Genomic DNA, 24668 nt, shown 5'->3' with positions numbered 1-24668 from the left:
GCCAATTGCAGTTACGCCCAGTCCCACCGGAGGATCCGTTACGCACCCCCCGATCTGTGGCCGTGCGTCCCGGCGGTGCGACAGGCCGGCCAGGGTCAGCGGAATGGTCGGGCTCAGGCAGTCCGGGTGCGTTGCTACCGACGCGGCCGAACATCGACGGTCACCCGTGACGGTTCGGCCGCGTCGTGTCACTCTCAGTCCCGCTTGGGGCCCCTTCCTCGGCCCTAGCCGCCGAGGACTGCGGTGGCCTCCACCTCGACCAGCAGGTCGGGGCCGGCGAGGGCGCTGATGCCCAGGCCCGTCAACGGGGCAGCCAGGGTGACGCCCAGCTTCGCCGCCGCCCGCGCGATCCCCTCCCCCAGCAGCGCCATCTTGTCGGGCGTCCAGTCGACGACGTACACGGTCACCTTCGCCACGTCATCGAAGGAGCCGCCGACCTCGGCCAGGGCGGTGGCGACGTTGAGGTAGCACTGCTCGACCTGGGTGGCGAGGTCACCCACGCCGACCGTGTTCCCGTCAGGGTCCACGGATACCTGGCCGGCGAGGAAGACCAGCCGAGACCCGGTGGCGACCGCCACCTGGGAATAGAGGTCGACCTTCGGAAGCCCTTCGGGGTTCACCAGGGTGATGGTCATGCTGACTCCCTTTCCTGGAGCTGTCGGTTCAACCACCTAAACATAACACAGCAATGTTATGCATTCTGGGTCGTGGCCAGCACCAAGGACCCAGCGGTCCGTACCCAACTCATCGAGCGAGCCGCGCAGATGCTCCGCACCCGCGAGCCCATCACCCTCCGCTCGCCGGTGGCCGACACGAGCGGGTCAACCATGGCCGTCTACACCCACTTCGGCGGGATCGACAGCATGGCAACGCCCTGGACCACCCCGACCTGCACCGGGCCATGTTCGTCGCCAACGTCGACCTGGAAGACGCCCCGGCGGCGGACGACGCCCTGGAATGCCTGGTCCACACCGCCGAACGAGGCCGACGAGCGCTTGACGACCTCGATGAGCGCACTGACCCGGCCGCTACCGCGCCGACACCAACCCACTCAAACTGGCCGCCCAGAGCTGGGCCGTCGCCCACGGCCTGGTCTCCCTCGTCGCCACCGGCCCCCTGCCCCGGCCGACCCTCGCCCACGGCCCCCTCCTCCTGACCGTGCTCTTCACCGCCACCGGAGGCGACCCCGACCAGTGCCGGCAGTCAGTCAAGCAAGGCTGGCAACCAGACGGGGGCTGTCTCGCTAGCGGTGTTTCCGGCGATCTTGGTTAGTAGGTTTCAGCGGCTGGGAAGCGGTCGCTGAAGGTGATGGCGAAGGCGTTCAACGCGGGTTTCCAGCGCATCGTCCATCGGGTTCTGCCTGCTCCGGTGGGGTCCAGGGAGCGAGTCACCAGGTACAGACACTTCAACGCGGCCTGCTCGTTGGGGAAGTGGCCGCGGGCCTTGACCGCCCGCCGGTAGCGGGCGTTGAGCGACTCGATCGCGTTGGTCGAGCAGATGACCTTGCGGATCTCCAGGTCGTAGTCGAGGAACGGGATGAACTCCGCCCAGGCGTTGTCCCACAAGCGGATCACCGCCGGATACCGGCCGCGCCACTTGTCGGCCAGGTCGTCGAACGCCGCTCGGGCGGCGTCGGCGTTGACGGCGGTGTAGATCGGCTTGATGTCGCGTTTGATCTCGTCCCAGTACTTGCGGGAGGTGAGCCGGAAGGTGTTGCGGATCAGATGGATCACGCAGGTCTGCACCACCGTGCGGGGCCACACGTTCGTCACGACCTCGGGCAGGCCCTTCAACCCGTCGCAGACGAGGAAGAACACGTCCTTGACGCCGCGGTTGCGTAGGTCGGTGAGCACGCTCATCCAGAACTTCGCGCCCTCACCACCTGCGCCGGCCCACAGACCGAGGATGTCCTTGTCGCCGTCGAGGGTGACGCCGATCGCGGCATAGAACGGCCGGTTGGCGACCTGCCCGTCACGGACCTTGACCACGATGGCGTCGATGAACACCGCGGCGTACATCTCGTCCAGGGGCCGGTGCGACCAATCCGCCATCTCCTCGAGCACCTTGTCGGTGATCCGGGAGATCGTCTCCTTCGACACCGAAGCCCCGTAAATCTCGGCGAAGTGCGCGCTGATCTCCCCGGTCGTGAGGCCTTTGGCATACAGCGACAACACGACCTCGTCGACCCCCGACAAGCGCCGCTGCCGCTTACGGACGATCTGCGGCTCGAACGTGCCCGCCCGGTCCCGCGGCACATCGATCTGCACCGGGCCGTTGCCGTCGGTCAACACCGTCTTCGACCGAGTGCCGTTACGGATGTTGCCCGACCCGACACCGGCCTGGTCGTGCTTTTCGTAGCCGAGGTGCTCGGTCATCTCCTCGTTCAGTGCGGTCTCCAGGACCGTCTTGGTCAGCTGCTTGAGCAGCCCGTCCGGGCCCGTCAACGACAGCCCTTGTTCCTTGGCGGCTCGGACCAACTCGACGGCGGCTTTCGCCTCCGCGGTCGACTCGGGCCGCTTCTTACGTCCGGTCTGATCGTTCAGTGTCGCGGTCATCACGGCACCCTCCTCACCAGGCACAACGCCTGGCAGGTCAGGCCGGAAACACCGTTAGATCCACACTCCCGACGTCGGAGAGGGTGGTCCGGAGATATCGAGATGATCTATCCGCTGCCGTCGACACCACGGGCTGCTGCCCTCCACCCGTGGTCGCGGTAGGCGCGGAGTCACTCGGGCTTAAAATCGGCGGGTGGATGTGGTGGCGGCCTGCCGGGCCTTCGTGGCCGTCAGCGGCCACGGCAGCTTCACCTCCGGCGCCGCCGCGGCGGGAATTCCCCAGTCGGTGGCCAGCCGGCGCATCGCCGCCCTGGAGGAACACTTCGGCGCCCGGCTCTTCGACCGGTCGTCCCGGGCGGTCCGGTTGACGCCGTTCGGGCAGGACATGCTACGCACGGCACGCCGCCTGGTCGACCTCGCCGACGCGATGACCGAGGACGCCGAGCGGGCTCGTTTGCGCCCACTGCGAATCGCCGTACCCGACAGTTGCCCACCCCACCGCCTGGCCACCCTGGTGGCCGCCGGGCGGCGGCAACGGACCCAGCTGGAGGTACGGCCGGCCGACCCAGCAGTGCGCGAACAGCTCTGTCGGACCCTGGAGGTCAGCGCCGGGATCATCGCGGTTCCGGCCGAGGCGGCGGTCTGGCGGGTTCCGCTCGGGCTGGCCTCCCGGACCGCCTTCCCCGCCCGGATGGTGTTCCTGGAGACCCTGCGCGCCGGCCGAACCGGCGCGGCGGCGCGACGACGGATCCTCATCCAACCCGAGGACGACGTCGCGCACCTGCGGGACCCGCTGACCCGTACCGGCCAGGCCGTCGGTCTGGCACCGGCCCAGGTGGCGGTCACGCCATCCCTGGTCGATGCCGCCGCCCACGTCCTCAGCTCGCCTGATCTGCTGCTCTGTTCGCCACCGCAGGCCGAGGAGTTCGGGCTGCACTGGTGCACCCTGGCTGATCCCCGGCTCCAACGCGGCTACGACATCGCCGCCGGCGCACACCAGGACCTCGAACAGCTGCGTACTGCCCTGCACTCGGACATCGCCCGCTGCCTGGGCGCCCCGGCCGGCCCCCGGGAACCCTCCGGGGACCGGCTGCCGGACAAGCCGTCGACCGGGGAGCCAAGATGAGTGTCTCCGCCGTGCTGCGCAACGCGCGCGAACTCCTCGAGGAGGCGGGGCTGCACGGGGCTTTCCTCGTCCGCAACCTCGACACCGGCGACGAGATCGGCCTCGACGCGGATGTCCCCTTTCCGGCGGCATCGCTGGTGAAGGTACCGCTGGCGGTAGCTGTCCTGGAACGGGTGGCGCGCGGAGAGCTCAACCCGGCGACGCCGGTCGACATCGCACCCGGCCTGGTCACCACACCGGGCACCACCGGGCTGAGCCGGTTTCGCCACCCCGCCCGGATCGCCCTGGACGACCTGCTCTACCTGAGCATCGCCATCAGCGACGGGATCGCCGCCGACGCCCTGTTCGACCGCACCCCACCGGCCGCGGTCGCCGCCGAGCTGCGGCGACTCCGCATTGAGGGCATCGCCGTGCGACACCGGATCAGTGACCTCACCGACACGCCGCGGGAACGGCTCCGCCCCGATGAGGCGCACCTGGCTCAGGCTCTCGCCATCAGCGCCACGACCGCGGGGAGCGGCCACCCGGTCGCCCAACTCGACGTCACCCGCGCCAACGCCGGGTCGGCCCGGGCCTTCGTTGACCTGCTACACGCCCTCTGGCGGCCCACCGCGATCGGCGAGACCACCGCCGCCCGGGTGCGCGACCTGATGGCCGACACCGTGCTCCGGCATCGACTCGCACCCGATTTCACCTCCGACACCGCGCGCTGGTCCTCGAAGACCGGCACCCTGCTGCATCTACGACACGAGGTGGGGGTGGTGGACCACGCCGACGGGCAGTCGTACGCGGTCGCCGCGTTGACCGCCTCCCGCGTACCCGCCGTCGCGCAGCCGGGAAGCGAGGCGACCATGGCGCATGTCGCGCGGGTGCTGCACGGCTACCTGCGCACGGGCGCCCCGCCGTGGTGGGGTTAGGTTCCCAGCTGGGCGATGACCACCTTGGCGGCCTCGGCGATGAGAGCGTTGTCGAAGCTGGCGTCCGCCTCGTCCCGGCTGGAGAGCACGGCGAGGACGATCGGCGCGCGGTCCGGCGGCCAGATCACCGCGATGTCGTTGCGGGTGCCGTACCCGGCCGCTCCGGTCTTGTCCCCCACCACCCAACCGTCGGGGACGGCGGCGCGGATCAGCTCCCCACCGGTGGTGTTGCCCCGCAACCAGGCGTTGAGGAGGTCGCGGTCGGTGGGATCGAGGGCGTCGTCAACGGCATACTCCCGCAGGTCCTCGGTCAGGGCTCGGGCGGTGCTGGTGTCTCGCCGGTCGCCCGGGATCGCCTCGTTGAGTTCGGTCTCGTAGCGAGCCGCGTCGGTGACGTTGTCGCCGATCCCCTTCAGCTCCTGCTCGAACCGCTCTGGCCCACCGAGGTGCTCCAGCAGCAGGTTGCCGGCGGTGTTGTCGCTGTAGCGAACGGCGGCGTCGGCGATGGCTCGCAACGTCATGCCTTCGGCGACGTGTTGCTCCGTGATCGGCGAGTAATCCACCAGATCGTCCGCCGAGTACCGCACCACCTGGTCCAGTTCGGCGTCGGTGGTCGCGTCGAGGACCTCGGCGGCGGCCAGGGCCTTGAAGGTCGAGCCGTAGGCGAACCGCTGGTCGGCCTGGTAGCGGACCGTCCGACCGGTGCCGGTGTCGACCGCGTAGATTCCCAGCCGGGCGTCGAACCTCTCCTCCAGCTGCCGGAACTCGTGGCTCAGGTCTGCAGCGGCTGAGGTACCGACGGTCACCGCGCTGCCGGGCGACCGCTCCCCGGCCGGGTCCGCGGTGGCGCAGGCGGACAGCGGGATGAGTGCCGTCGCCCCGGCGAGAGCGGCGATCACCCGCCGTGTCGAGATCGTCATCGTGACTCCCTACTTGTCGTTGACCCGAACACGGAGAGTGCCGATCGGGCCGGACCCGACTTTGGCAGAGGGTTGGGGATAGCGTCGAAGACGGAACGGGTGACGTTCATGCTGATCCGGTATACGTGCCCGTGCCGTCCAACTCACGCCCACGGGTTGGGCCTCGGCGACCGGCGCCTTCAGTGCGGGTAACATCGACGTACCTCACGCCGAACCTGAGGGCCGGGCGACCGCGTAACCCCAGATCGGATCGGGAACTGCCATGGTCAACCACAACCTGCGGTAGCGGGTCACGTGGATGAGTGGGGGTCGTGCGTGAGACACTTGCCGTCCGATTTGTTTCTCGTTAACGGGTGATTGAGATCATCGCGCACTCACTGGTCGACACGACCGAGATGTACCTACGGACCATCCTCGAGCTCGAGGAGGAGGGTGTGCCGCCGCTGCGTGCCCGCATCGCCGAGCGGCTGCGCCAGAGCGGTCCCACGGTCAGCCAGACCGTCGCCCGGATGGAGCGGGACGGCCTGCTCACCGTTGAGGGCGACCGCCACCTCACGCTCACCGACACCGGCCGCGACGCGGCCGTCTCCGTGATGCGCAAACACCGACTGGCGGAGCTGCTGCTGGTCAACGTGATCGGCATGCCCTACGAGGAGGCCCACGAGGAGGCCTGCCGCTGGGAGCACGTCATGAGCGACGCTGTCGAGCAGCGGGTCTACGACCTGCTCAACCGGCCGACCCGCTCGCCGTACGGCAACCCGATTCCCGGGTTGGAGGCGCTGGGATCGGCGGACCCCTCCGCCACGGAGCCCGCCGAGGGGGAGCGCAACCTGGCGTTCCCCGGCCTCTCCGGCGCGGTCGTGGTCCGGCGCATCTGCGAGAGCCTACAAAGCAACGCGGACGTGCTGCGCCAGCTGCACGCCGCCGGGGTTGACCCGGGCGCCACGGTGACCGTCGCCCAGGAGCGGGACGGCGTCTCGGTCGACCGCTACGGCGACCGCGTCCGCCTCCCCCGCGAGGTGGCCTCCCGCGTTTTCGTCGCCGCCGGCTGACCGCCACTGCCGGGCAGCCACGCACCGCGCGCGTTGGGCCGGGATCCGCGGTACCCGCCGCCGACCCGGTCGCCTCCACCTGGTCGAGTGTTCAGTCCAGGTACGGGCAGTGGCGGCAGCCGCGACCGCAGCAGGTGCCCCGGCGGGCGAGGAAGCCGGCAGTAAGCACGAACAGACCGGTGGTCGGGTCGGGGTAGCCGGCCTCCCCGGCCGCCAGGGCAGTAGCGTGGGCGGCGCAGATCCGCTCGCGTTGCGGATCCTCGGGCGGCAACCGGGACGGGTGCGGCTCGGTCAACGGCCGGTTCGCCAACGGTTCTCGCTTCCCACCCACGCCGGGCAGTGTAGGACCCGCCTGTCGCGGCCCCACCCCGGCACCCGCCCCGGCAGGGCCGGTGGCTAGCCGAACCAGGCCGCGGCCTGCCCGTGTGCCTGGGCCCAGGCCAGTGGCGTGCCGTCGAGCGCGAGCACATTGTTGAACCCGGCACCGGATGGCTCGGGCAATCCGTCATAGAGCAGCGTTCGCGGAGACTCCGCGGCGATCCAGGTGCCGGGCAGCCCACGAACCACCTCGACGAAGGCGCGGCGTCGGTGCTCCGGCACCTGGTACAGCACCGTGGTGTGGAACACCACCAGGGTCGCCTCGGGTGGGGCCAGTGCGGCCACCGCCGGCAGATCGTCCACCAGGTCGCCGCGGACGAGCAGTGGCGGTTCGGCCGCGACCAGTTTCGCCGCCGCCCGCAGCCGCTCCCGCCGATGACCATGCTCCGGCCAGATGAGAGCGTCCAGCCACGCAAGGTCGTCCGGGTCGGTCACGTCCAACGGATTGAGGTCCAGTCCGGCCCGCCACACCACGGTGGGGAGCCGGCGCGGGGGCAGGGTACCGGTGAGCGCGCAGTCGAGGACAGGACGACCGGCACCCAGGAACTGGCGGTCGTAGCGGTACGCGTACCGGTCGGGGTAGAGACAGAGCCCCGCCGACGCGCCGACCTCCAACAGTGCCAGTGGTTGGGGTAGCGCGGCGAGCAGCGGCAGCAGGACGGCGCACCGCCCGGCCTCGTTCGTCTGGGTCGCCCTGCGCCGAATCTCCACCTCGATCGTCGGCCAGTTCGCCACGACGTAGGCGTGGAAGGCCGCGGGGTCCTCGACCGGGCCACCGAGCAGCCGCACCACACCGAAGAGCAGGTTCGGTTGCCGCTTGGGCGGCGGAAGCCGCTCGATCAACGCGAGCAGTTCGGTGGCACCGGATACCGCCAGCGCCAGGCGCTCGTACGCCGGTGACACACCACACGCTTCCCGGGTGGCGAAGGTGCGATAGGTATCGGCTGTCGTCACGTCCACAGGATCGCACCACAAAGGAGAGCCCGATGCCCCGCATCGACTACCGCCACGTGTGACCCCGGGCACCCTCACCCGAGGTCACACGTGGCGCGTACGTCAGCTACACCCGCTGGTGGAGCCGCAGCCCTCGCAGACGTAGCAGCTGCCGGCCGGGCGCATCTTCGTTCCGCAGGTGAAGCAGAGCGGCGCGTCGGCGGCCTTACCGATCACCGCCTCCAGCAGCTCGGTGCTCGACCCCACCGACGGCGCCGGCTGCACCGCCGCGACATCGGCCAACTCCTGCGCCGGCTGGGCGATCGGGCCGACCTTCGGCTCCTCCGGCCGGGTCTCCACCGGGGCGGAGGAGGCCATCGCGGTGAGGTCCGCCGTGTTCGCCTCCGCCTCCGCCTCGGCCGCGAGCTGGGCGGCCCGCTCCTTGGCGGTGAAGATGCCCAGCTCCGCGCGGCGCTCGTACGGCAGGAAGTCCAGCGCCAGGCGACGGAAGATGTAGTCCATCACCGAGGCCGCCATCCGCACGTCCGGATCGTCGGTCATACCGGCGGGCTCGAAGCGCATGTTGGTGAACTTGCTGACGTACGTCTCCAGCGGGACACCGTGCTGGAGACCGATGGAGATGGCCACCGAGAAGGCGTCCATCACGCCGGCCAGGGTCGAGCCCTGCTTTGACATCTTGAGGAAGACCTCGCCGAGGCCGTCATCCGGGTAGGAGGACGAGGTGAGGTAACCCTCCGCGCCGCCGACCGAGAAGGAGATCGTCTCCGACGGGCGCTTCTTCGGCAGCCGCTTCCGCACCGGCCGGTACTCGATGACCTTCTCCACGACCTTCTCGACCGCGGCCGGTGTCGCCTCCACCGGAGCGGGCGCGGTGGCCTTCTCCTTCTTCGCCACCGAGAGCGGCTGGCCGACCTTGCAGTTGTCGCGGTAGATCGCCAGCGCCTTGAGGCCGAGTCGCCAGCCCTCGAAATAGATCTTCTCGACGTCCTCGACGGTGGCCTGCTCCGGCATGTTGACCGTCTTGGAGATGGCGCCGGAGATAAACGGCTGGACGGCCGCCATCATCCGCACGTGGCCCATCGGGGCGATGGAGCGCTCGCCCATCGCGCAGTCGAAGACCGGGTAGTGCTCCGGCTTGAGCCCCGGGGCGTCCACCACGTGACCGTGCTCGGCGATGTGCTCGACGATCGCCTCGACCTGCTCCTCCTGGTAGCCGAGGCTGCGCAGGGCACGCGGCACGGTCTGGTTGACGATCTGCATCGAGCCGCCGCCGACCAGCTTCTTGAACTTGACCAACGCCAGGTCCGGCTCGACGCCGGTGGTGTCGCAGTCCATCATCAGGCCGATGGTGCCGGTGGGCGCCAGGACGCTGGCCTGCGAGTTACGCCAGCCGTTCCGGTCGCCGACCTTGTTGCCGAGGGTCCACTGCCGGGTCGCCTCCCGCTGCACCGCCGTGGCCACGGCACCGGTGGGCTTGATCTCGTCGTTCGCGGCGGCGTGCTTGCGCATGACCCGCTTGTGCGGTTCGGCGTTGCGGGCATAGCCGTCGTACGCGCCGACGATGCCGGCCAGCTCGGCGGAGCGCCGGTACGCGGTGCCGGTCATCAGCGAGGTGATCGCCGCGGCCAACGTACGACCCTGGTCCGAGCCGTACGGCAGTCCGGAGGCCATCAGCAACGCACCGAGGTTGGCGTACCCGATGCCGAGCTGCCGGTACGCCCGGGTGGTCTCACCGATCTTCTCGGTGGGGAAGTCGGCGAAGCAGATCGAGATGTCCATCGCGGTGATGACCAGCTCAACCGAGCGGACGAACTTCTCCACCTCGAAGCCGCCGTCGGCGCGGAGGAACCGCATCAGGTTGAGCGAGGCCAGGTTGCACGAGGAGTTGTCCAGGTGCAGGTACTCCGAGCAGGGGTTCGACGCGGTGATCCGCCCGGTCTCCGGGCAGGTGTGCCAGTCGTTGATGGTGTCGTCGTACTGGAGCCCCGGGTCGGCGCACTCCCAGGCCGCCTGCGAGATGGTCCGGAACAGCGGCTTCGCGTCGATCGTGTCGATCACCGTACCGTCGAGGCGGGCCCGCAGGTCGAAGGTGCCGCCGTCCTGCACCGCCGTCATGAACTCGTCGCTGACCCGGACCGAGTTGTTGGCGTTCTGGTACTGCACGCTGACGATGTCGGCGCCGCCCAGGTCCATGTCGAAGCCGGCGTCGCGCAGGGCGCGGACCTTGTCCTCCTCGCGCGCCTTCGTGACCACGAACTCTTCGATGTCCGGGTGGTCGACGTCGAGGATGACCATCTTGGCCGCCCGGCGGGTCGCACCGCCGGACTTGATGGTGCCCGCCGACGCGTCGGCACCCCGCATGAAGCTGACCGGGCCGGAGGCGGTGCCGCCGGAGGAGAGCAACTCCTTCGAGGAGCGGATCCGGGAGAGGTTGACTCCGGAGCCGGAGCCGCCCTTGAAGATCAGCCCCTCCTCCTTGTACCAGTCCAGGATGGAGTCCATCGAGTCGTCAACGGCGAGGATGAAGCACGCGCTGACCTGCTGCGGCGAGGAGGTGCCGACGTTGAACCAGACCGGCGAGTTGAAGCTGAACACCTGGTGCAGCAGCATCCAGGTCAGCTCGTGGGCGAAGATCTCGGCGTCGGCCGGGGTGGCGAAGTAGCCGTACTCCTCACCGGCGGTGCGGTAGGTGGCCACCACCCGATCGATCAGCTGCCGAAGCGACCACTCCCGCTCCGGGGTCCCCACCGCACCCCGGAAGTACTTCGTGGTCACGATGTTGGCCGCGTTGACGCTCCACTCCTGTGGGAACTCCACGCCGCGCTGCTCGAAGTTGATCGAGCCGTCCCGCCAGTTCGTCATCACGACGTCCCGACGCTCCCAGGTCACCTCGTCGTACGGGTGGATCCCCTCGGTGGTCCACACCCGCTCGACCTTCAGACCCGTTGCCGCCTTGCTCCGTGACTTGCTCGTTGTCACACCGTCCCCCGGCATCTCATCGCCCCTCGTCCGCGCCCCACGCGCGGCCCTACCGTCAAACCAGTCCGCGCCCCACGCGCGGCCCTACCGTCAAACCAATCCGCGTCGCACCCGCGGCCCGCTCTGGTGCGGCCGGCTGCCCCGACCGGCCGCCTCAGCCTCCCTCGCGGACCTGCGCCCCGGTCCGCAGCGTCTCGATCTCCCGCTCGAAGTCGGCGAGCGACTCGAACGATCGGTAGACGCTGGCGAACCGGAGGTACGCCACCTCGTCCAGGTCTCGCAGCGGCCCCAGGATGGCCAGCCCGACCTCATGGCTGGGAAGCTCGGCAGCGCCCTTGGCCCGCACGGTCTCCTCGACCTTCTGCGCCAGCAGGGCAATGGAGTCGTCGTCAACCGGACGGCCCTGGCACGCCTTTCGCACCCCGCCAATGATCTTCGTGCGGCTGAAGGGCTCGGTGACCCCGCTGCGTTTGACGACCGCGAGGATCGCCTCCTCCACCGTGGTGAACCGCTTGCCGCACTCCGGGCAGGAGCGCCGGCGCCGGATCAGCTGACCGTCGTCGGCTTCCCGCGAGTCGACGACTCGGGAGTCGGGGTGCCGGCAGTACGGACACCGCATGGAGCCCGACCTCCTTCATCGACCGTGGGGCCGAACCGGGCCGCACCCGGACACACGTCACCACGGCGCAGCCGCCCTTCCGACGGTCTTCGCTGTGCTGGCGGATGAAGTGCGGTCCGTAGTCGAACCCAACCTATAGGCAACTAGCGCCCAATGACTACTACATCTAGGGGTTGACCGTATGTCGCCCGGGAACTGAGGTCAAGTTGACGAGCCTGTCCGGCGCGTCACCAAGCGACCTGGATCACGCCGCCCGCGCAACCCGCACAGCCAGCACCAACGGCACCGAGAATTCCAACCCTCGGCACCCCCGGATCGCTACGGGTCATTCACGACCAATCACCCTCGCGAACCCAAAATTAGAACACAAGTACGACCCGTCGTACTATTTACCAGAACAGAAGTGCGACCCAGGCGAGAAGTACCCTCGACACGCCGACCAAGGTCGTACAGATGTTTGAAGAAGGCTGATCTCGCCTATACGGTCAGGTACGACCGGCTCGCAACCGGCTCCCGCCGCGAGCCAACACCACGAGCGACGGGGCACCCAAGCGCCGACCAGGGAGGACGGACGTGACCGAGGACCGGACCAACCGGCCGAAGAGCCCGCAGCAGATTACCGAGGCGGGCACGGCGAGCACCCGCCGTCGACGTGCCGCGCGGGGCCGCACCGGCTCGCCCGCGGTGCGTCCGGTCACCCCCGTCGTCAGCGCATTCCCCGAACCGGCAACCGTTGATCTTACCGCCCGGCAGCGGCGGATCCTGGAGTTCATTCGCACCTGGGTCGAGCGACACGGCTACCCGCCAAGCGTGCGCGAGATCGGCGAGGCGGTCGGTCTGGTGTCGCCGTCCAGCGTTGCCTATCAGCTCAAGGAGCTGGAGAAGAAGGGCTTTCTCCGCCGCGACCCGAACCGGCCACGCGCGGTTGACGTCCGGCCGCCCGGGGACGCCCTCGACGACGAGGCGGCGCTCGCGCAGCGGCCGGTCCCGGCCTATGTGCCGATGCTGGGCCGGATCGCCGCCGGCGGTCCGATCCTCGCCGAACAGGCCATCGAAGACATCTTCCCGCTCCCCCGCGAGTTGGTCGGCGAGGGGGAGGTCTTCATGCTCCAGGTCAAGGGCGACTCAATGCTGGACGCGGCGATCTGCGACGGCGACTGGGTAGTCGTCCGACAACAACCCACCGCCGACTCCGGCGACATCGTGGCTGCCATGCTCGATGGCGAGGCCACGGTGAAGACCTACCGGCGACGGGACGGACACGTCTGGCTGATGCCGCAGAACCCGGCCTTCGACCCGATCCCGGGCGACGACGCCACCATCATGGGCCGGGTCGTCACGGTGCTCCGCCGCATCTGACCAACAGCGGCCGCCGTAGCGGCCGGACCAGCAACAGCGGCCGTAGCGGCGGCCGGCTCAGTAGCGGCCGCCGTATTGGTCCCGCCCCCCGCCCGGCTCCGGGCCGGGTCGGGTCGGGCCGGAGCCGGACTCACGGCGCTGCGCATCGCGCCCAGCCGCCCCACCGCCGTCGCGGCGCGGCGGCTGGGCACGACCACCACCGCCGCGCCCACCACCGGCACCCCCGCCGTACACCCCACCGCCGCGAGTCCCACCGGCCGCCCGACCACCGCCGGCGCCCTGACCGCTGCCCGCAGCGGGACGAGACCCACCAGCGCCAGCGACGGGCCGCCGGCCATAGACGCCGGCAGCGGGACGACCGCCCTCCGGCGGATGCCCACCGCCATACCCGCCCTTGTCGGCGGGAGCGGCCGCCCGACCCGGATCCCGGCGCGCCCCGGCGACCGGCGCACCGCCGTACACAGCGCCGCGGGACCGGTCGGTGGGGTCACGGGAAGCGTTGTCGTCGGCCGGCCCGTCGGCGCCCTTCGGCTTCGCCGGTCGCCGCCGGGCCCGAATGACGCCGGTGACGCCCGCCCCAACCAGCCCCACACCGATCAGGCCCACGGCACCGACCACCAGGTACGCCTTCTCCTGCAGGGTGAGGCGGGCGAACCAGGAGGCCGTTGGCTCCTCCGATCCGTCGGCGTTCGCCCCTGGGTCTGGCTCCGTCTTCGCCGCCGGCGCGTACGACAGGATGTCTATCGGCTCGCCGTCGTCGAGCTGGCCGGCGTCGGAAACGGTCAGCAAGGTCGTGCCGTCCGGGGTGTAGGTAATTGCCTCGCCGAACGGATCCGCGAGCGGAGTCACCCGCGGCTCCGTCGTCGTCAGCGCCGTCACCAGGTCACCGTCGGTGACGTCGTACTCGAAGGCGTCCGCGTAGGTGCGCAGCACCACCCGCGTGCCATCCGGGGAACGGGCGGCCCCGGTGATCGCCGTGCGCCCGAGCGCCCCGAGCGCGTTCTCGGTCTCGGTCGCCGGCAGCTCCACCTCGCCGAGCTTCTTCATCTTCCCCGGTTCGGTGTCGCCGCTGGGTAGTTCCCCATCAACGGTGAAGATCTCGGCGTTGCCGGAGGCGACCTTGGTGATGATCACCGGGACGCCGTCATCGTCGATGACCAGGGCCTCGGCATCCCGCGGCTCGTTGTCCGGGTAGGCGAGGCGATGCAGCGTCAGCCTCTCGTCACCGCTGACCGGCATGCTCCACACCGCCACCCGCTCCCGGCGGTTGCTGCTGGTCACGTTGTCGCCGGTGTCGGCGACCCAGAGGGTCTCTCCGTCTGGCGACAACGCCAGGTCCTCGGTGTCCAGGGGACCGCCGACCGAGTAGCGAACCGGGTCCCCGGCGATCTCGCAGTCGGCGTCCAGGAAGAAGACCCGCTTGCGGCTCTCCACGTCGGTGCTGTCGTTGATCACGATGTAACCGGTCTCGGTAGCCACCAACCCGGACAGCTCCCGCAGCCGATCGTCAGTGACGGTGCAACGCTTCTGCCCCTCCGCCGCAGCCGGCGACGGCACCATGACCAGGATTACGGCGATGGCTACCGCGGCTGCCCCCAGCAAGCTGAGGGCAGCCGTGGTCAGGGTGTGAAAGCGACGCATCCACCCAGTGTCGCACGGCAGCGGATCATCGCCGCCCGCACCGAACGGCTACGAAGGCACCCCGGAGCCCACCGCCGCCGGCTCCGGCGCGGTCACCTCGGTCGCCTGGAAGGGCGCCAACTCGGCGGCGAGCGCCGCATCGACCCGGGCCTGCAGCAGGGTGCCCTCGGGCAGGTGTGCCGTGCTGAGCACCTCGCCCTGCTGGTGCGCCCGGGCGACCAGGTCACCCCGTTCGTACGGCAGGACCGCGCGGACCTCCACGGCCGGGTGGGGTAGCTGGGCCTCGACCGCCCGGCGCAGGTCAGCAATGCCGTAGCCGGAATGCGCGGAGACGAAGATCGCCTCCGGCCAGAGCCGCTTGAGCCGGAGCAGGGTCTCCGCGTCGGCGGCGTCGGTCTTGTTGACGACCAGCAGCTCCGGCAACCGGTCGGCGCCCACCTCGGCGAGAACGGCACGGACGGCACGAACCTGCTCTTCCGGGTCCGGATGGGTGCCATCAACGACATGCACCACCAGGTCGGCCTCCGCCACCTCCTCAAGGGTGGAGCGGAACGCCTCGACGATCTGGTGCGGCAGATGCCGCACGAAGCCCACCGTGTCGGAGAAGGTGTAGTGCCGCCCTTCCGCGGTGGTCGCCTTCCGGATCGTCGGGTCCAGCGTGGCGAAGAGGGCGTTCTCCACCAGCACCCCGGCCCCGGTCAGCTGGTTCAGCAGACTGGACTTGCCGGCGTTCGTGTAGCCCGCGATGGCCACCGCCGGCACTGCATTGCGGTAGCGACGGGCGCGCTTGGTCTGGCGCATCGTGCGCATGGCTTTGATCTCCCGGCGCAGCCGGGCGATGCGGTGTCGGATCCGCCGTCGGTCGGTCTCCAACTTGGTTTCACCCGGGCCACGCAGGCCCACGCCGCCGCCGGCACCACCGCCGCGGCCGGATCCACCGCTCTGCCGGGAGAGGGTCTCACCCCAACCCCGCAGCCGGGGTAGCAGGTATTCCAGCTGGGCCAACTCGACCTGCGCCTTACCCTCCCGGCTCTTCGCGTGCTGGGCGAAGATATCCAGGATCAGGGCGGTGCGGTCAACGACCTTCACCTTGGTGCGCTGCTCCAGGTTGCGCAGCTGGGACGGGGAGAGCTCCCCGTCACAAATCACCGTGTCGGCGCCGCTGGAGCGCACGGACGCACCCAGGTCATCCACCTTGCCGCGGCCGACGTAGGTGGCCGGGTCGGGCCGTTGCCGGCGCTGGATCAGCCCCTCAAGCACCTGCGAGCCGGCCGTCTCGGCCAGCGCCGCCAGTTCCGCGAGGGAATTCTCGGCGTCCTGCTGCGATCCCTCGGTCCACACCCCGACCAGGACGACCCGCTCCAGTCGGAGCTGGCGGTACTCGACCTCGGTGATGTCGGTCAGCTCGGTGGAGAGGCCCGGGACCCGCCGCAGCGCCTGCCGCTCCGACAGCTCGAACTCACCGGTGGTGGCGTCGAACTCGTCGCCCTCGTCGGGAAGGAAGGTCTCCTGCTCTCGCAAACCGCGCCTCCTGTCTGTCTGCGGTCGGCTGGCTGTTTGCCCGCCGTGCTGCCGGGAAATGTGCGGCCGGCTCCCAGCAATCCTGACATGTGACAACGCCACCCGCATCGGCAATATGCCCGGGGCTACCCGCTGGTAACGGGGCCGGATGCGGTACCGCTACCGGGGGCGAGTAGAAATGCGGGGCGAGCCGTTCAGCATCATCGGAAGGAACTGCGTGGCCACCACCCGACTGCCGAGTGCCGGATTCTCGATCACGGTCCGGATCGCAGTAACCGCGGATGCCTCCTCCATCGGGCGGTTGACCACCACGGTCGGCGAGGCCGGGGCGATCGTCACCGCGCTCGACGTGGTCGACTCCGACCACACCCACGTCACCGTCGACCTGACCTGCGACACCGCCGACGCCAGCCACGCCGACCAGGTGGTTGACGCGCTCACCGCGCTCGACGGGGTGGACGTGCGCAAGGTATCGGACCGCACGTTCCTGCTGCACCTCGGCGGCAAGATCGAGGTCAGCTCGAAGGTCGCGCTGCGCACCCGAGACGAGCTGTCCCGGGCGTACACCCCCGGGGTGGCCCGGGTCTGCCAGGCCATCGCGGAGAACCCGGCGGACGCGCGGCGCCTGACCATCAAACGCAACACGGTGGCGGTGGTCAGCGACGGCTCGGCTGTGCTCGGCCTGGGCAACCTGGGGCCGGCAGCGTCGCTGCCGGTGATGGAGGGCAAGGCGGCGCTGTTCAAGCGCTTCGGCGGGGTGGACGCCTGGCCCGTGGTGCTCGACACCCAGGACACCGATGAGATCGTGTCGATCGTCAAGGCGATCGCACCCGCGTACGGCGGCATCAACCTGGAGGACATCGCCGCGCCGCGCTGCTTCGAGATCGAGGCACAGCTGCGCGCGGCGCTGGACATCCCGGTCTTCCACGACGACCAGCACGGCACGGCGATCTGTGTGCTGGCCGCGCTGACCAACGCGCTCCGCGTTGTCGGTAAGGAACTGGCGCAGGTACGGGTGGTGGTCTCCGGCGCGGGCGCCGCCGGCACCGCGATCATGAAACTGCTGCTGCGCCAGGGTGTGGGCGACATCATCGCGTACGACCGGCAGGGTGCGCTGCACCGTGGGATGACCGGGCTGAACCCGGCCTGGCAGTGGCTGGCCGAGCACACGAACCGGGAGAACTACGCCGGTGATCTGGCCGGGGCGGTACGGGACGCGGACGTCTTCATCGGCGTGAGCGCCCCCAACCTGCTCACGGGAGACGACATCGCCGCCATGGCCAAGGACGCGATCGTGTTCGCCCTGGCGAACCCGGACCCGGAGGTTGACCCGCGCGAGGCGCGCAAGCACGCCGCGGTGGTCGCCACCGGCCGCTCCGACCAGCCTAACCAGATCAACAACGTGCTGGCCTTCCCGGGCGTGTTCCGGGGGATGCTGGACGCGCACGCGGAGGGCTTCACGGAGGAGATGGCGATCGCCGCGGCCCAGGCCATCGCTGACGTCGTCGGCGAGGATAAGATCAACCCGACGGTTATCGTCCCCAGCGTCTTCGACTCCCGGGTGGCCCCGGCCGTCGCCGCGGCCGTCCGCGCCGCCGCGCAGAACCCGGCGACCACCCCGCCGCCCGCCGCCGACCCCGGCCCGGCTGACCTTCCCGAGATCGCCGCCAACGCCAGCGCCACCCCCTAGGCCACCACAACCCACCGCACCGGATCACCTCGAGGAACAGGTGATCCGGGCGTAGTTTGGGCCGCACCACAGCTGGTAATCGCCGCTCGGCGGTCCTCGGCAACCGCGGATGGTGGGATACCAAGCGATGACCAGCACACTGTGGCGACGCCTGCTGGCTGAGTTCACCGGCACCGCCCTGCTGGTCACCGCCGTGGTCAGCTCCGCAATCATGGCCACCACCCTCGCCCCCGACCAGGTCGGCCTTCAGCTGCTGGCTAACTCGATCACCACCGCCTTCACCCTCGGCACGCTGATTTTGATCTTCGGGCCGGTCTCCGGGGCCCACTTCAACCCGGTCGTCTCCGCCGCGGACTGGTTCCTCGGGCGGCGCGCCGGCACCGGTCTGACCGCCGGCCTCCTGGGTGCCTACGGAGCGGCCCAGATCCTCGGCGGGGTCGCCGGTGCGGTGCTGGCGCACCTGATGTTCGACCTCGCCGCGATCGACTTCGCCGGCAAGGAGCGGGCCGGCTGGCATCTCTGGGTCGGTGAGGTTGTCGCCACCTCCGGGCTCGTCCTACTGATCTTCGCCCTGGCCCGGTCCGGGCGTGCGTCGGTCGCCCCGGCCGCCGTCGGCGCCTACATCGGGGCCGCGTCCTGGTTTACCTCGTCCACCTCCTTCGCCAATCCCGCGGTCACCATCGGCCGCGCGTTCTCCGACACCTTCGCCGGCATCGCCCCCACCTCGGTACCCGGTTTCATCCTGGCCCAGTTGGCCGGACTCGCCGTCGGCGTCGGCCTGCTCACCACCCTCTACCCCGACGCCGGTGTCGCCGCCGACCAGATCGTCGTCCCCGTGGAGCCGGCAGTGACGGGAACCCGGGGGCCTCCGACCCGTCGAGCGGACCGCCGTCGCTCCCCGGTCACACCACCCCCGAGCTCGCAGGTCACACCACCCCCGAGCTCGCACCAGATCGATGAGGAGCACCTCGGGGTCGACAAACCCTCGGTGCTGTTCGTCTGCGTCCACGACGCCGGCGGCTCGCAGCTGGCCGCCGGTTGGCTACGCCAGTTCGCTGGCGACACCGTCGAGGTCCGCTCCGCCGGCTCCGCCCCCGCCCGCCAGGTCGACCCCGCCGTCGCGGTGGCCATGTGGGAGGTCGGCATCGACATCACCGGTCAGGTGCCGACGCTTCTGCGGCGCGCGACCGCGGCGGCCGCTGACGTCATCATCACCATCGGGTGCCGCAGTGACTTTCCCGGCCTTCCCGCCGGACGCCACGAGAACTGGGATCTCGACGACCCCACCGGCCTCGGCGTCGAGGCGATCCGCCCGATCCGCGACGAGATCCGGAACCGAGTAGAGCAACTACTCGCGGAGCTGCGGCGCACGAGATGACACCCATGTCGTGCGCCGCGAGAAGCGCCAGCCCGCCGGGCACCGCGGCCGATGCGCCAGCCACCCGGGCCGCCGCATCTCGACCGCCACCGCGGATCAGCCAAGCGCCGCCGTTGCTGCCACCGGGGTGCGCAGCAGGCCGTACGCCGACCGGTAGCTGCGCTGACCGATCGCCGGCAGCAGAAGGTTCCGCAACCACGCAGGTTTGGTGACGGCCCGGGAGAGCTGGTCGGTCGCGGTCTGCACATGGGTTACCCGCCCACGCCGAAGCCGTTCCCACTCCCCACCGACCGTTTCCCAGTCCCGGCTGCCGAGGAGTTCGGCCAGCACCAGCGCATCCTCTGCGGCAAGCGAGGCACCCTGCGCCCAGACCGGCGCCGTGGCGTGCGCGGCATCGCCGATCAGGACAACCCGGCCCTGATGCCACCGCGGGATGCGCACCTCCTCGATCGGGGAGTGGTACATCGACTCCGGGCGGACGAGGGCCTCGGCGATCGCGGTCTGTACCGATTCGGGGAACCCGGCGAAGGTCGCCGACAGCCAGGCGGGGTCGGACCCGATCGGGCCGCCCCTGGTCGCGGAGGCAAAGCCATACACCTCGCCGGCTCCGGCCGGAAGCAGCAGGACCGTGCCGCTGTCGCCGGACCACGCCGTCCAGCAGGCGATGCCGGGGTTGGGTGCCATGAACCGCCAGCTCGCCGCGGACAGCAGCGCCGCTTCGAGCCGGGCGTCGCCGAACAGGGACGTGCGAACCGCCGAGTGCACTCCGTCGGCCCCGACCACGAACCCGTATCGGTCGGTGCTGCCATCGGAGAGTGTCACATCGACGCCACCGGCTGTCGCGCGGACCCTGCTCACCGCCACCCCGCGCCGCACCGAACCCGAGGGCAGGTCTCGTTCCAGTAGTTCGAGAAGGTCCCGACGACGCGCGCACCGGGGCTGGTGCGCCACGCCCCAGAACTCGTCCTCGGCAACGGAGAAGAGTAGCCGCCCCCGCTGGGTGCGGTACTCGCGTCTCGACACCGGCACGCCGATGGCACGCAAGCCGTCGGCCACGCCGAGTGCCGCGAACGCCCGCACGCCATTGCCGGGAATATTGATCGCCAGCCCCGCCTCCGTCAGGGCGGGCCGCTGCTCCACTGCCGTCGCGGGGATACCGTGACGCCGCAACGCCCGAACCATCGACAAACCTGCGATCCCGGCACCAGCCACCAAGACTCCGTCGTTCATCTTGGAAAGCTTAGATGCCGGCCTCGTCGGCACGCCGCCGGTCCGGCACCACGGTGGAGCTTCGACGGCCGCCCGCCGTCGAGCAGGTAGCGGGTCAGGCCAGCGCCGCGATCGTCACCTCACCGCTCGCCACCAGTACGGCGGGCCCCGCCAACCAGCAGCCCTGGGCGGTCTGGGTCACCACCAGACGACCACCGGGCACGTCCACGGCGACCACGCCGGTGTCCCGGCCCGCGTCCCGTAGGACGACCGCGGCCACCGCACACGCACCGGTACCGCAGGAACGTGTCTCCGCGCTACCCCGCTCGTAGACCCGCATCCGAACGTAGCCATCGAGGCCGTCCGTCGGGCCCTCGGAGCTGATGAACTCGACATTGACCCCCGCCGGGAAGATAGCCGGGTCGAACTCCGGGGCCCGGGTCAGGTCGAGAGCCGCCAGCTCCAGCCCGGCCGGCACCGGGCAGACCAGGTGCGGGTTACCGACATCAACCGCCGTGCCGGCCAGGGCCAGCCCGCCGAGCACCGCGAACGAGGTGTCGGCCAACCGGGGCCGCCGCATCTCGACCGCCAGCTCCTCCCCCGCAACCCGCGCCCGCACGAGACCGGCGCGGGTGGCTACCGGCAGTGCCGCCTCGGACGGCACCGCCAGCCCGTTTTCCAGCAGGTAGCGCACGAAGACTCGGGCGCCGTTGCCACACATCTCGGCCACGGAGCCATCGGAGTTCCAGTAGTCCATGAACCATTCGGCCGCACCGGCGAGGGCCGCTCCGTCGGGGTGCCGCGCGGCGCGGACCACCCGCAGCACGCCGTCCCCTCCGATCCCCTGCCGTCGATCGCACAGGGCCGCGACCAGGTCCGGGGTCAGCTCGAGGGTGCCGTCGGGATCGGGCAGGATCACGAAGTCGTTGCCGGTGCCATGCCCCTTGGTGAACTCCACGACCCCATCATCGCGCAGCGGGCCGGACAACTCGCAGCGCCTCTGCCACCAGCCCGGCTCCGGCCGAGTCGAGCCAGGTGATCCGCGGATCCCGGCGGAACCAGGACCGCTGGCGCCGGACAAACCGGCGGGTGGCGCGGATCGTCTCCTGGTACGCCTCGGACTCGGTCAGCTCTCCGGCCAGGAACCGCAGGACCTGCTGGTAGCCGAGGGCACGGCTGGCCGTACGGCCCGCGGCCAACCCCTGGTCGGCCAGCACCCGGGTCTCGGCCACCAGGCCGTCGGCCCACATCCGGTCCACCCGTAGCGCGACCCGCTCGTCGAGCTGAGCGGTGTCCAGGTCAACGCCGATCTGCACCGACCGGTAGTACGGGCGGGGGTCGGGCAGCGCGGCGGCGAAGGGCGCACCGGTCAGCTCGATCACCTCCAACGCCCGGACGATCCGCCGGCCGTTGCCCGGCAGAATGTTCGCCGCCGCGTTCGGGTCGACCGCGCGCAGTCGCTCGTGCAGGACAGCCGGGCCGGCCTGCGCCAGCTCCGCCTCCAACCGTTGCCGGAGCACCGGATCCGTGCCGGGGAACTCGAAGCGTTCCAGCACGGCGCGGAGGTAGAGGCCCGAGCCGCCGACCAGCAGCGGCACCCGCCCCCGGGCCAGGATGTCGTCCACCGCCGCGCGAGCGAGCCGCTGGTACTCGGCGACGCTGGCCGGCTCGGTGACCGGCCAGATGTCCAGCAGGTGGTGCGGCACCCCGGCACGTTCGCCGATGGTCAGTTTGGCGGTGCCGATATCCATGCCCCGGTAGAGCTGCATCGAGTCGGCGTTGACGACCTCACCGTCGAGCTCGTGCGCGAGGGCGATACTCAACGCCGACTTACCGGCCGCGGTCGGACCGACCACACCCACCACCGTGCCGGCCACCAGCGGCGCATCGCCCGCCGGCACCGCGCCCGCTGCCAGGTCAGCATCATCAACCTCGCCGGCGGCCGCCGCCCGGCGAGCGTCGTCAGCCGCGTCGGCGGCGCGCGCCGGGCCGCTCCTGTCGGCGCTCACCGGGCCGCTCCTGTCGGCGCCCACGAGGCGACGAAATAGGTCACCCCGTAGGGTGCCGCGGCGTAGGCCAGCTCACCGTGCCAGGGGCCTCCGGCCGCCCGGACCGCACCGGCCAGGACCTGCCAGGGGGCACGGCCGGCGGCCTTCAGCCCCGCCGACAGCTCCGCGTCCAACGCACCGAGGGCACGGGTGTCCGCGCCGCCCAGGGCCCGCGCCACCGCCTGGTCGTACGGCTCGGCGCGTGGATCGTCGTAGCCGGGTGACCACTCCACCCGGCAGGCCGACCCATCACCCAGGACGAGCAGCCCGAGCCGACCGGACGTACCGCCGTCGGGTGCGTTTTCGATCACCGAACCGCGCAGATCCGGGTCGAGCGGGCCCACATCGAACAGGTCCTGGTGGAGCAGGCCCGCCCCGAGGGCGGCACAACGGTCGGCGGGCTCGTCGGCGGCGACCGCCACCGCGGACCGGGGCAGCGTGGTACCAGCGCGACCGAGTAGCCACGCCCCGATGGTCAGACTCAGCGGCAGCCGCGCCGGCCCGAGGGCGGCCGCATCAGTGCGGTCCGCGGTGTCGGTCGGCGACAGCGGCACCCGCCGGTCGATCCCGTACCGATGGAACGCGCCGTGTTCCGCGGCATCGAAGGTCTCGGTCGCCGGCCCACACCCGATCATCACGATCCGGTCCGGCTCGGCGGCGAGCAGCCGGGCCACGACCCCGTCGCAGGCGGTACGCAGCTCGTCCAACTCGGCGGAGGCGGCACCCGCCACCTCGGGAACGAGCAGCGGCGGATGCGGGCAGACGGCGGCGGCGACCAGGGGCACGAGGGTCACGGTAGCGGCTGGTCCGAACGCACCGCCGCGCGCCTTCCCGCGGCCGGGCACCCCGGATTCCGGATACTGACAAGTACACCCAAACGGAGGTTCCGACACTCGCCCCATCCGGGCCCATCGGGGCGCTAGGACACCGTATGGTCACGGTCGGCGATAGGCGCTCGACGGAGGCGGGGGCACACCTGTGACAATGCCGTGGAGAACGTTGGGCTGCGCCGTGGCGGCGCTCGCGGGAATGACCCGTGACGCCGGGAGAACGAGGATGGGCACATGAGCGACTGGACTGCCTTCGGACGGGTGGACGCAGACGGCACCGTCTACGTGAAAACCGCCGAGGGCGAGCGGGTGGTCGGTTCCTGGCAGGCGGGTGCACCGGAGGAGGGGCTGGCGCACTTCGCCCGCCGGTTCGCCGATCTGATCACCGAGGTGGAGCTGGCCGAGGCGAGACTCAACTCGGGCGCCGCTGATGCGAACCACTCGCTCAGCACGATCCGCCGGCTGCGCGCCTCGCTGGCCCAGGCGCACGTCGTCGGCGACATCGACGGCCTCGCCAACCGGCTGGATCGGCTCGCCACCCTCGCGGAGGAGAAGGCCACCGAGGCTCGGGCCGCCCGCGACGCCGCCCGGAGCGAGGCTCTCGCCCGCAAGACCACACTGGTGGAGGAGGCCGAGAAGCTGGCCGCCGAGTCGACCGGCTGGAAGACCGCCGGCGACCGGTTCAAGGAGATCCTCGGGGAGTGGAAGTCGATCCGTGGGGTGGACCGGAAGACCGACGGTGAGCTGTGGAAACGGTTCGCGGCGGCCCGGGATGGCTTCACCCGCCGCCGGGGCGCCCACTTCGCCTCACTGGACGCGCAGCGGAAGCAGGCTCAGGCGATCAAGGAGGAGCTGGTCGTCGAGGCCGAGAAGCTCCAGGATTCGACCGAGTGGGCCCACACCGCCAGCCAGCTCAAGGAGCTGATGAACCAGTGGCGCGTCGCGCCCCGCGCATCGAAGGAGGCCGAGCAGCGGCTCTGGGAGAAGTTCCGGGCCGCGCAGGACGGTTTCTTCACCCGGCGCAGCGAGGTCTTCTCCGCCCGGGACAACGAGCAGCGCGCCAACCTCGAGCGCAAGCAGGCGCTCCTGGCGGAGGCCGAGGCACTGGATGTCGACGGCGACCCGAAGGGCACGCAGGCGAAGCTCCGGGAGATCCAGGCGCAGTGGCACGAGGCCGGACGGGTGCCCCGGGAGGCGGCGGGGGGCCTGGAGCGTCGACTGCGCGCGGTCGACGACAAGGTTCGCGAGGTGATGGACTCCGCGTGGCGGCGCACCGCTCCGCAGGACAACCCGCTGCTCGCGCAGATGCGGGCGCAGGTCGCCGAGGCCGAGGAGCGGCTGGCGCGGGCCAAGGCCGCCGGGGACGCCCGGCGGGTCCGCGACGCCGAGCAGGCCCTCAGCTCCAAGCGTCAGTTCCTCAGCCTGGCCGAGCAGTCCAGCTGAGCCGTTAGCAGGCCGCCCTGGGGCCCCGGTTCCTCGTGAACCGGGGCCC

Annotated in this window: 21 protein-coding genes; 7 read left to right on the top strand and 14 right to left on the bottom strand. The window is 70.6% G+C overall.

Annotated features, from left to right (window positions below; all coding sequences use genetic code 11):
* Positions 1 to 224: 224 nt before the first annotated feature.
* From AC1UKG_RS18855 to AC1UKG_RS18845, 3 genes are all read right to left on the bottom strand, one after another.
* Positions 225 to 635, bottom strand: a complete 411-nt coding sequence (locus AC1UKG_RS18855) for a RidA family protein (RefSeq protein WP_018743889.1) — start codon at positions 633 to 635, stop codon at positions 225 to 227.
* A gap of 200 nt (positions 636 to 835) precedes the next feature.
* Complete coding sequence (locus AC1UKG_RS18850; protein WP_482643216.1) at positions 836 to 1051, bottom strand: hypothetical protein; 216 nt, start codon at positions 1049 to 1051, stop codon at positions 836 to 838.
* A 217-nt stretch (positions 1052 to 1268) separates the two neighbouring features.
* A complete protein-coding gene (locus tag AC1UKG_RS18845) occupies positions 1269 to 2555 on the bottom strand; it encodes an IS256 family transposase (RefSeq protein WP_482641803.1) in 1287 nt (428 codons plus the stop codon).
* A gap of 193 nt (positions 2556 to 2748) precedes the next feature.
* Between AC1UKG_RS18845 and AC1UKG_RS18840 the strand changes: the two genes are divergently transcribed.
* A complete protein-coding gene (locus tag AC1UKG_RS18840) occupies positions 2749 to 3681 on the top strand; it encodes a LysR family transcriptional regulator (protein ID WP_482642223.1) in 933 nt (310 codons plus the stop codon).
* Positions 3678 to 4598, top strand: coding sequence for a serine hydrolase (locus tag AC1UKG_RS18835; RefSeq protein ID WP_029124536.1), 921 nt, complete (start codon positions 3678 to 3680; stop codon positions 4596 to 4598). The genes AC1UKG_RS18840 and AC1UKG_RS18835 overlap by 4 nt, the downstream gene beginning before the upstream one ends.
* Here AC1UKG_RS18835 and bla read toward each other — a convergent pair.
* A complete protein-coding gene (gene bla, locus AC1UKG_RS18830) occupies positions 4595 to 5518 on the bottom strand; it encodes a class A beta-lactamase (protein WP_018744597.1) in 924 nt (307 codons plus the stop codon). The two genes, AC1UKG_RS18835 and bla, sit on opposite strands and share 4 nt — an antisense overlap.
* Positions 5519 to 5871: 353 nt before the next feature.
* Here bla and AC1UKG_RS18825 point away from each other — a divergent pair, with 353 nt between their 5' ends.
* Positions 5872 to 6570 (top strand): iron-dependent transcriptional repressor DtxR, encoded by a 699-nt coding sequence (locus AC1UKG_RS18825; protein ID WP_018744596.1) that lies wholly within the window; start codon positions 5872 to 5874, stop codon positions 6568 to 6570.
* Positions 6571 to 6661: 91 nt separating this feature from the next.
* Here AC1UKG_RS18825 and AC1UKG_RS18820 read toward each other — a convergent pair whose 3' ends face one another.
* The 4 genes from AC1UKG_RS18820 to nrdR form a co-directional block, all read right to left on the bottom strand.
* Positions 6662 to 6901, bottom strand: a complete 240-nt coding sequence (locus AC1UKG_RS18820; protein WP_018744595.1) for a DUF5522 domain-containing protein — start codon at positions 6899 to 6901, stop codon at positions 6662 to 6664.
* A 65-nt stretch (positions 6902 to 6966) separates the two neighbouring features.
* Positions 6967 to 7908: a DUF2332 domain-containing protein gene (locus AC1UKG_RS18815; RefSeq protein WP_482642224.1), complete on the bottom strand. Its 942-nt coding sequence runs from the start codon at positions 7906 to 7908 to the stop codon at positions 6967 to 6969.
* 96 nt (positions 7909 to 8004) lie between these two features.
* On the bottom strand, positions 8005 to 10896 hold the full coding sequence (locus tag AC1UKG_RS18810) for a vitamin B12-dependent ribonucleotide reductase (protein ID WP_482642225.1): 2892 nt from the start codon (positions 10894 to 10896) through the stop codon (positions 8005 to 8007).
* 139 nt (positions 10897 to 11035) lie between these two features.
* Positions 11036 to 11500, bottom strand: coding sequence for a transcriptional regulator NrdR (gene nrdR, locus AC1UKG_RS18805; RefSeq protein ID WP_018744592.1), 465 nt, complete (start codon positions 11498 to 11500; stop codon positions 11036 to 11038).
* Positions 11501 to 12073: 573 nt separating this feature from the next.
* Here nrdR and lexA point away from each other — a divergent pair.
* A complete protein-coding gene (gene lexA, locus AC1UKG_RS18800) occupies positions 12074 to 12859 on the top strand; it encodes a transcriptional repressor LexA (RefSeq protein ID WP_018744591.1) in 786 nt (261 codons plus the stop codon).
* Between the two features lie 57 nt (positions 12860 to 12916).
* Here the strand turns inward: lexA and AC1UKG_RS18795 are convergent, their stop codons facing one another.
* Complete coding sequence (locus AC1UKG_RS18795) at positions 12917 to 14500, bottom strand: SMP-30/gluconolactonase/LRE family protein (RefSeq protein WP_482643215.1); 1584 nt, start codon at positions 14498 to 14500, stop codon at positions 12917 to 12919.
* Between the two features lie 48 nt (positions 14501 to 14548).
* Positions 14549 to 16021, bottom strand: coding sequence for a GTPase HflX (gene hflX / locus AC1UKG_RS18790; RefSeq protein ID WP_018744589.1), 1473 nt, complete (start codon positions 16019 to 16021; stop codon positions 14549 to 14551).
* A 178-nt stretch (positions 16022 to 16199) separates the two neighbouring features.
* On the opposite strand from hflX, the gene AC1UKG_RS18785 reads away from it, so the two are divergent.
* A complete protein-coding gene (locus AC1UKG_RS18785) occupies positions 16200 to 17711 on the top strand; it encodes a malic enzyme-like NAD(P)-binding protein (protein WP_475890274.1) in 1512 nt (503 codons plus the stop codon).
* Between the two features lie 127 nt (positions 17712 to 17838).
* A complete protein-coding gene (locus AC1UKG_RS18780) occupies positions 17839 to 19089 on the top strand; it encodes an aquaporin (RefSeq protein ID WP_482641715.1) in 1251 nt (416 codons plus the stop codon).
* Positions 19090 to 19185: 96 nt separating this feature from the next.
* Here the strand turns inward: AC1UKG_RS18780 and AC1UKG_RS18775 are convergent, their stop codons facing one another.
* The 4 genes from AC1UKG_RS18775 to AC1UKG_RS18760 all read right to left on the bottom strand — a co-directional run bounded on the left by AC1UKG_RS18775 (position 19186) and on the right by AC1UKG_RS18760 (position 23140).
* Positions 19186 to 20319 (bottom strand): FAD-dependent monooxygenase, encoded by a 1134-nt coding sequence (locus tag AC1UKG_RS18775; protein ID WP_018744586.1) that lies wholly within the window; start codon positions 20317 to 20319, stop codon positions 19186 to 19188.
* A 94-nt stretch (positions 20320 to 20413) separates the two neighbouring features.
* Complete coding sequence (gene dapF, locus AC1UKG_RS18770) at positions 20414 to 21256, bottom strand: diaminopimelate epimerase (protein WP_482641716.1); 843 nt, start codon at positions 21254 to 21256, stop codon at positions 20414 to 20416.
* A gap of 7 nt (positions 21257 to 21263) precedes the next feature.
* Positions 21264 to 22331, bottom strand: a complete 1068-nt coding sequence (miaA, locus tag AC1UKG_RS18765; RefSeq protein ID WP_482641717.1) for a tRNA (adenosine(37)-N6)-dimethylallyltransferase MiaA — start codon at positions 22329 to 22331, stop codon at positions 21264 to 21266.
* On the bottom strand, positions 22304 to 23140 hold the full coding sequence (locus AC1UKG_RS18760; RefSeq protein WP_475890264.1) for a class III extradiol dioxygenase subunit B-like domain-containing protein: 837 nt from the start codon (positions 23138 to 23140) through the stop codon (positions 22304 to 22306). Before AC1UKG_RS18760 ends, miaA begins: the two co-directional genes overlap by 28 nt.
* 270 nt (positions 23141 to 23410) lie before the next feature.
* Here AC1UKG_RS18760 and AC1UKG_RS18755 point away from each other — a divergent pair, with 270 nt between their 5' ends.
* Positions 23411 to 24619, top strand: a complete 1209-nt coding sequence (locus AC1UKG_RS18755) for a DUF349 domain-containing protein (RefSeq protein ID WP_482641718.1) — start codon at positions 23411 to 23413, stop codon at positions 24617 to 24619.
* The last annotated feature ends 49 nt before the right edge of the window (positions 24620 to 24668 follow it).

It is taken from the genome of Salinispora sp. CH2A1_6, from assembly GCF_056820975.1.
This window is presented reverse-complemented; position numbering and strand designations above follow the sequence as displayed.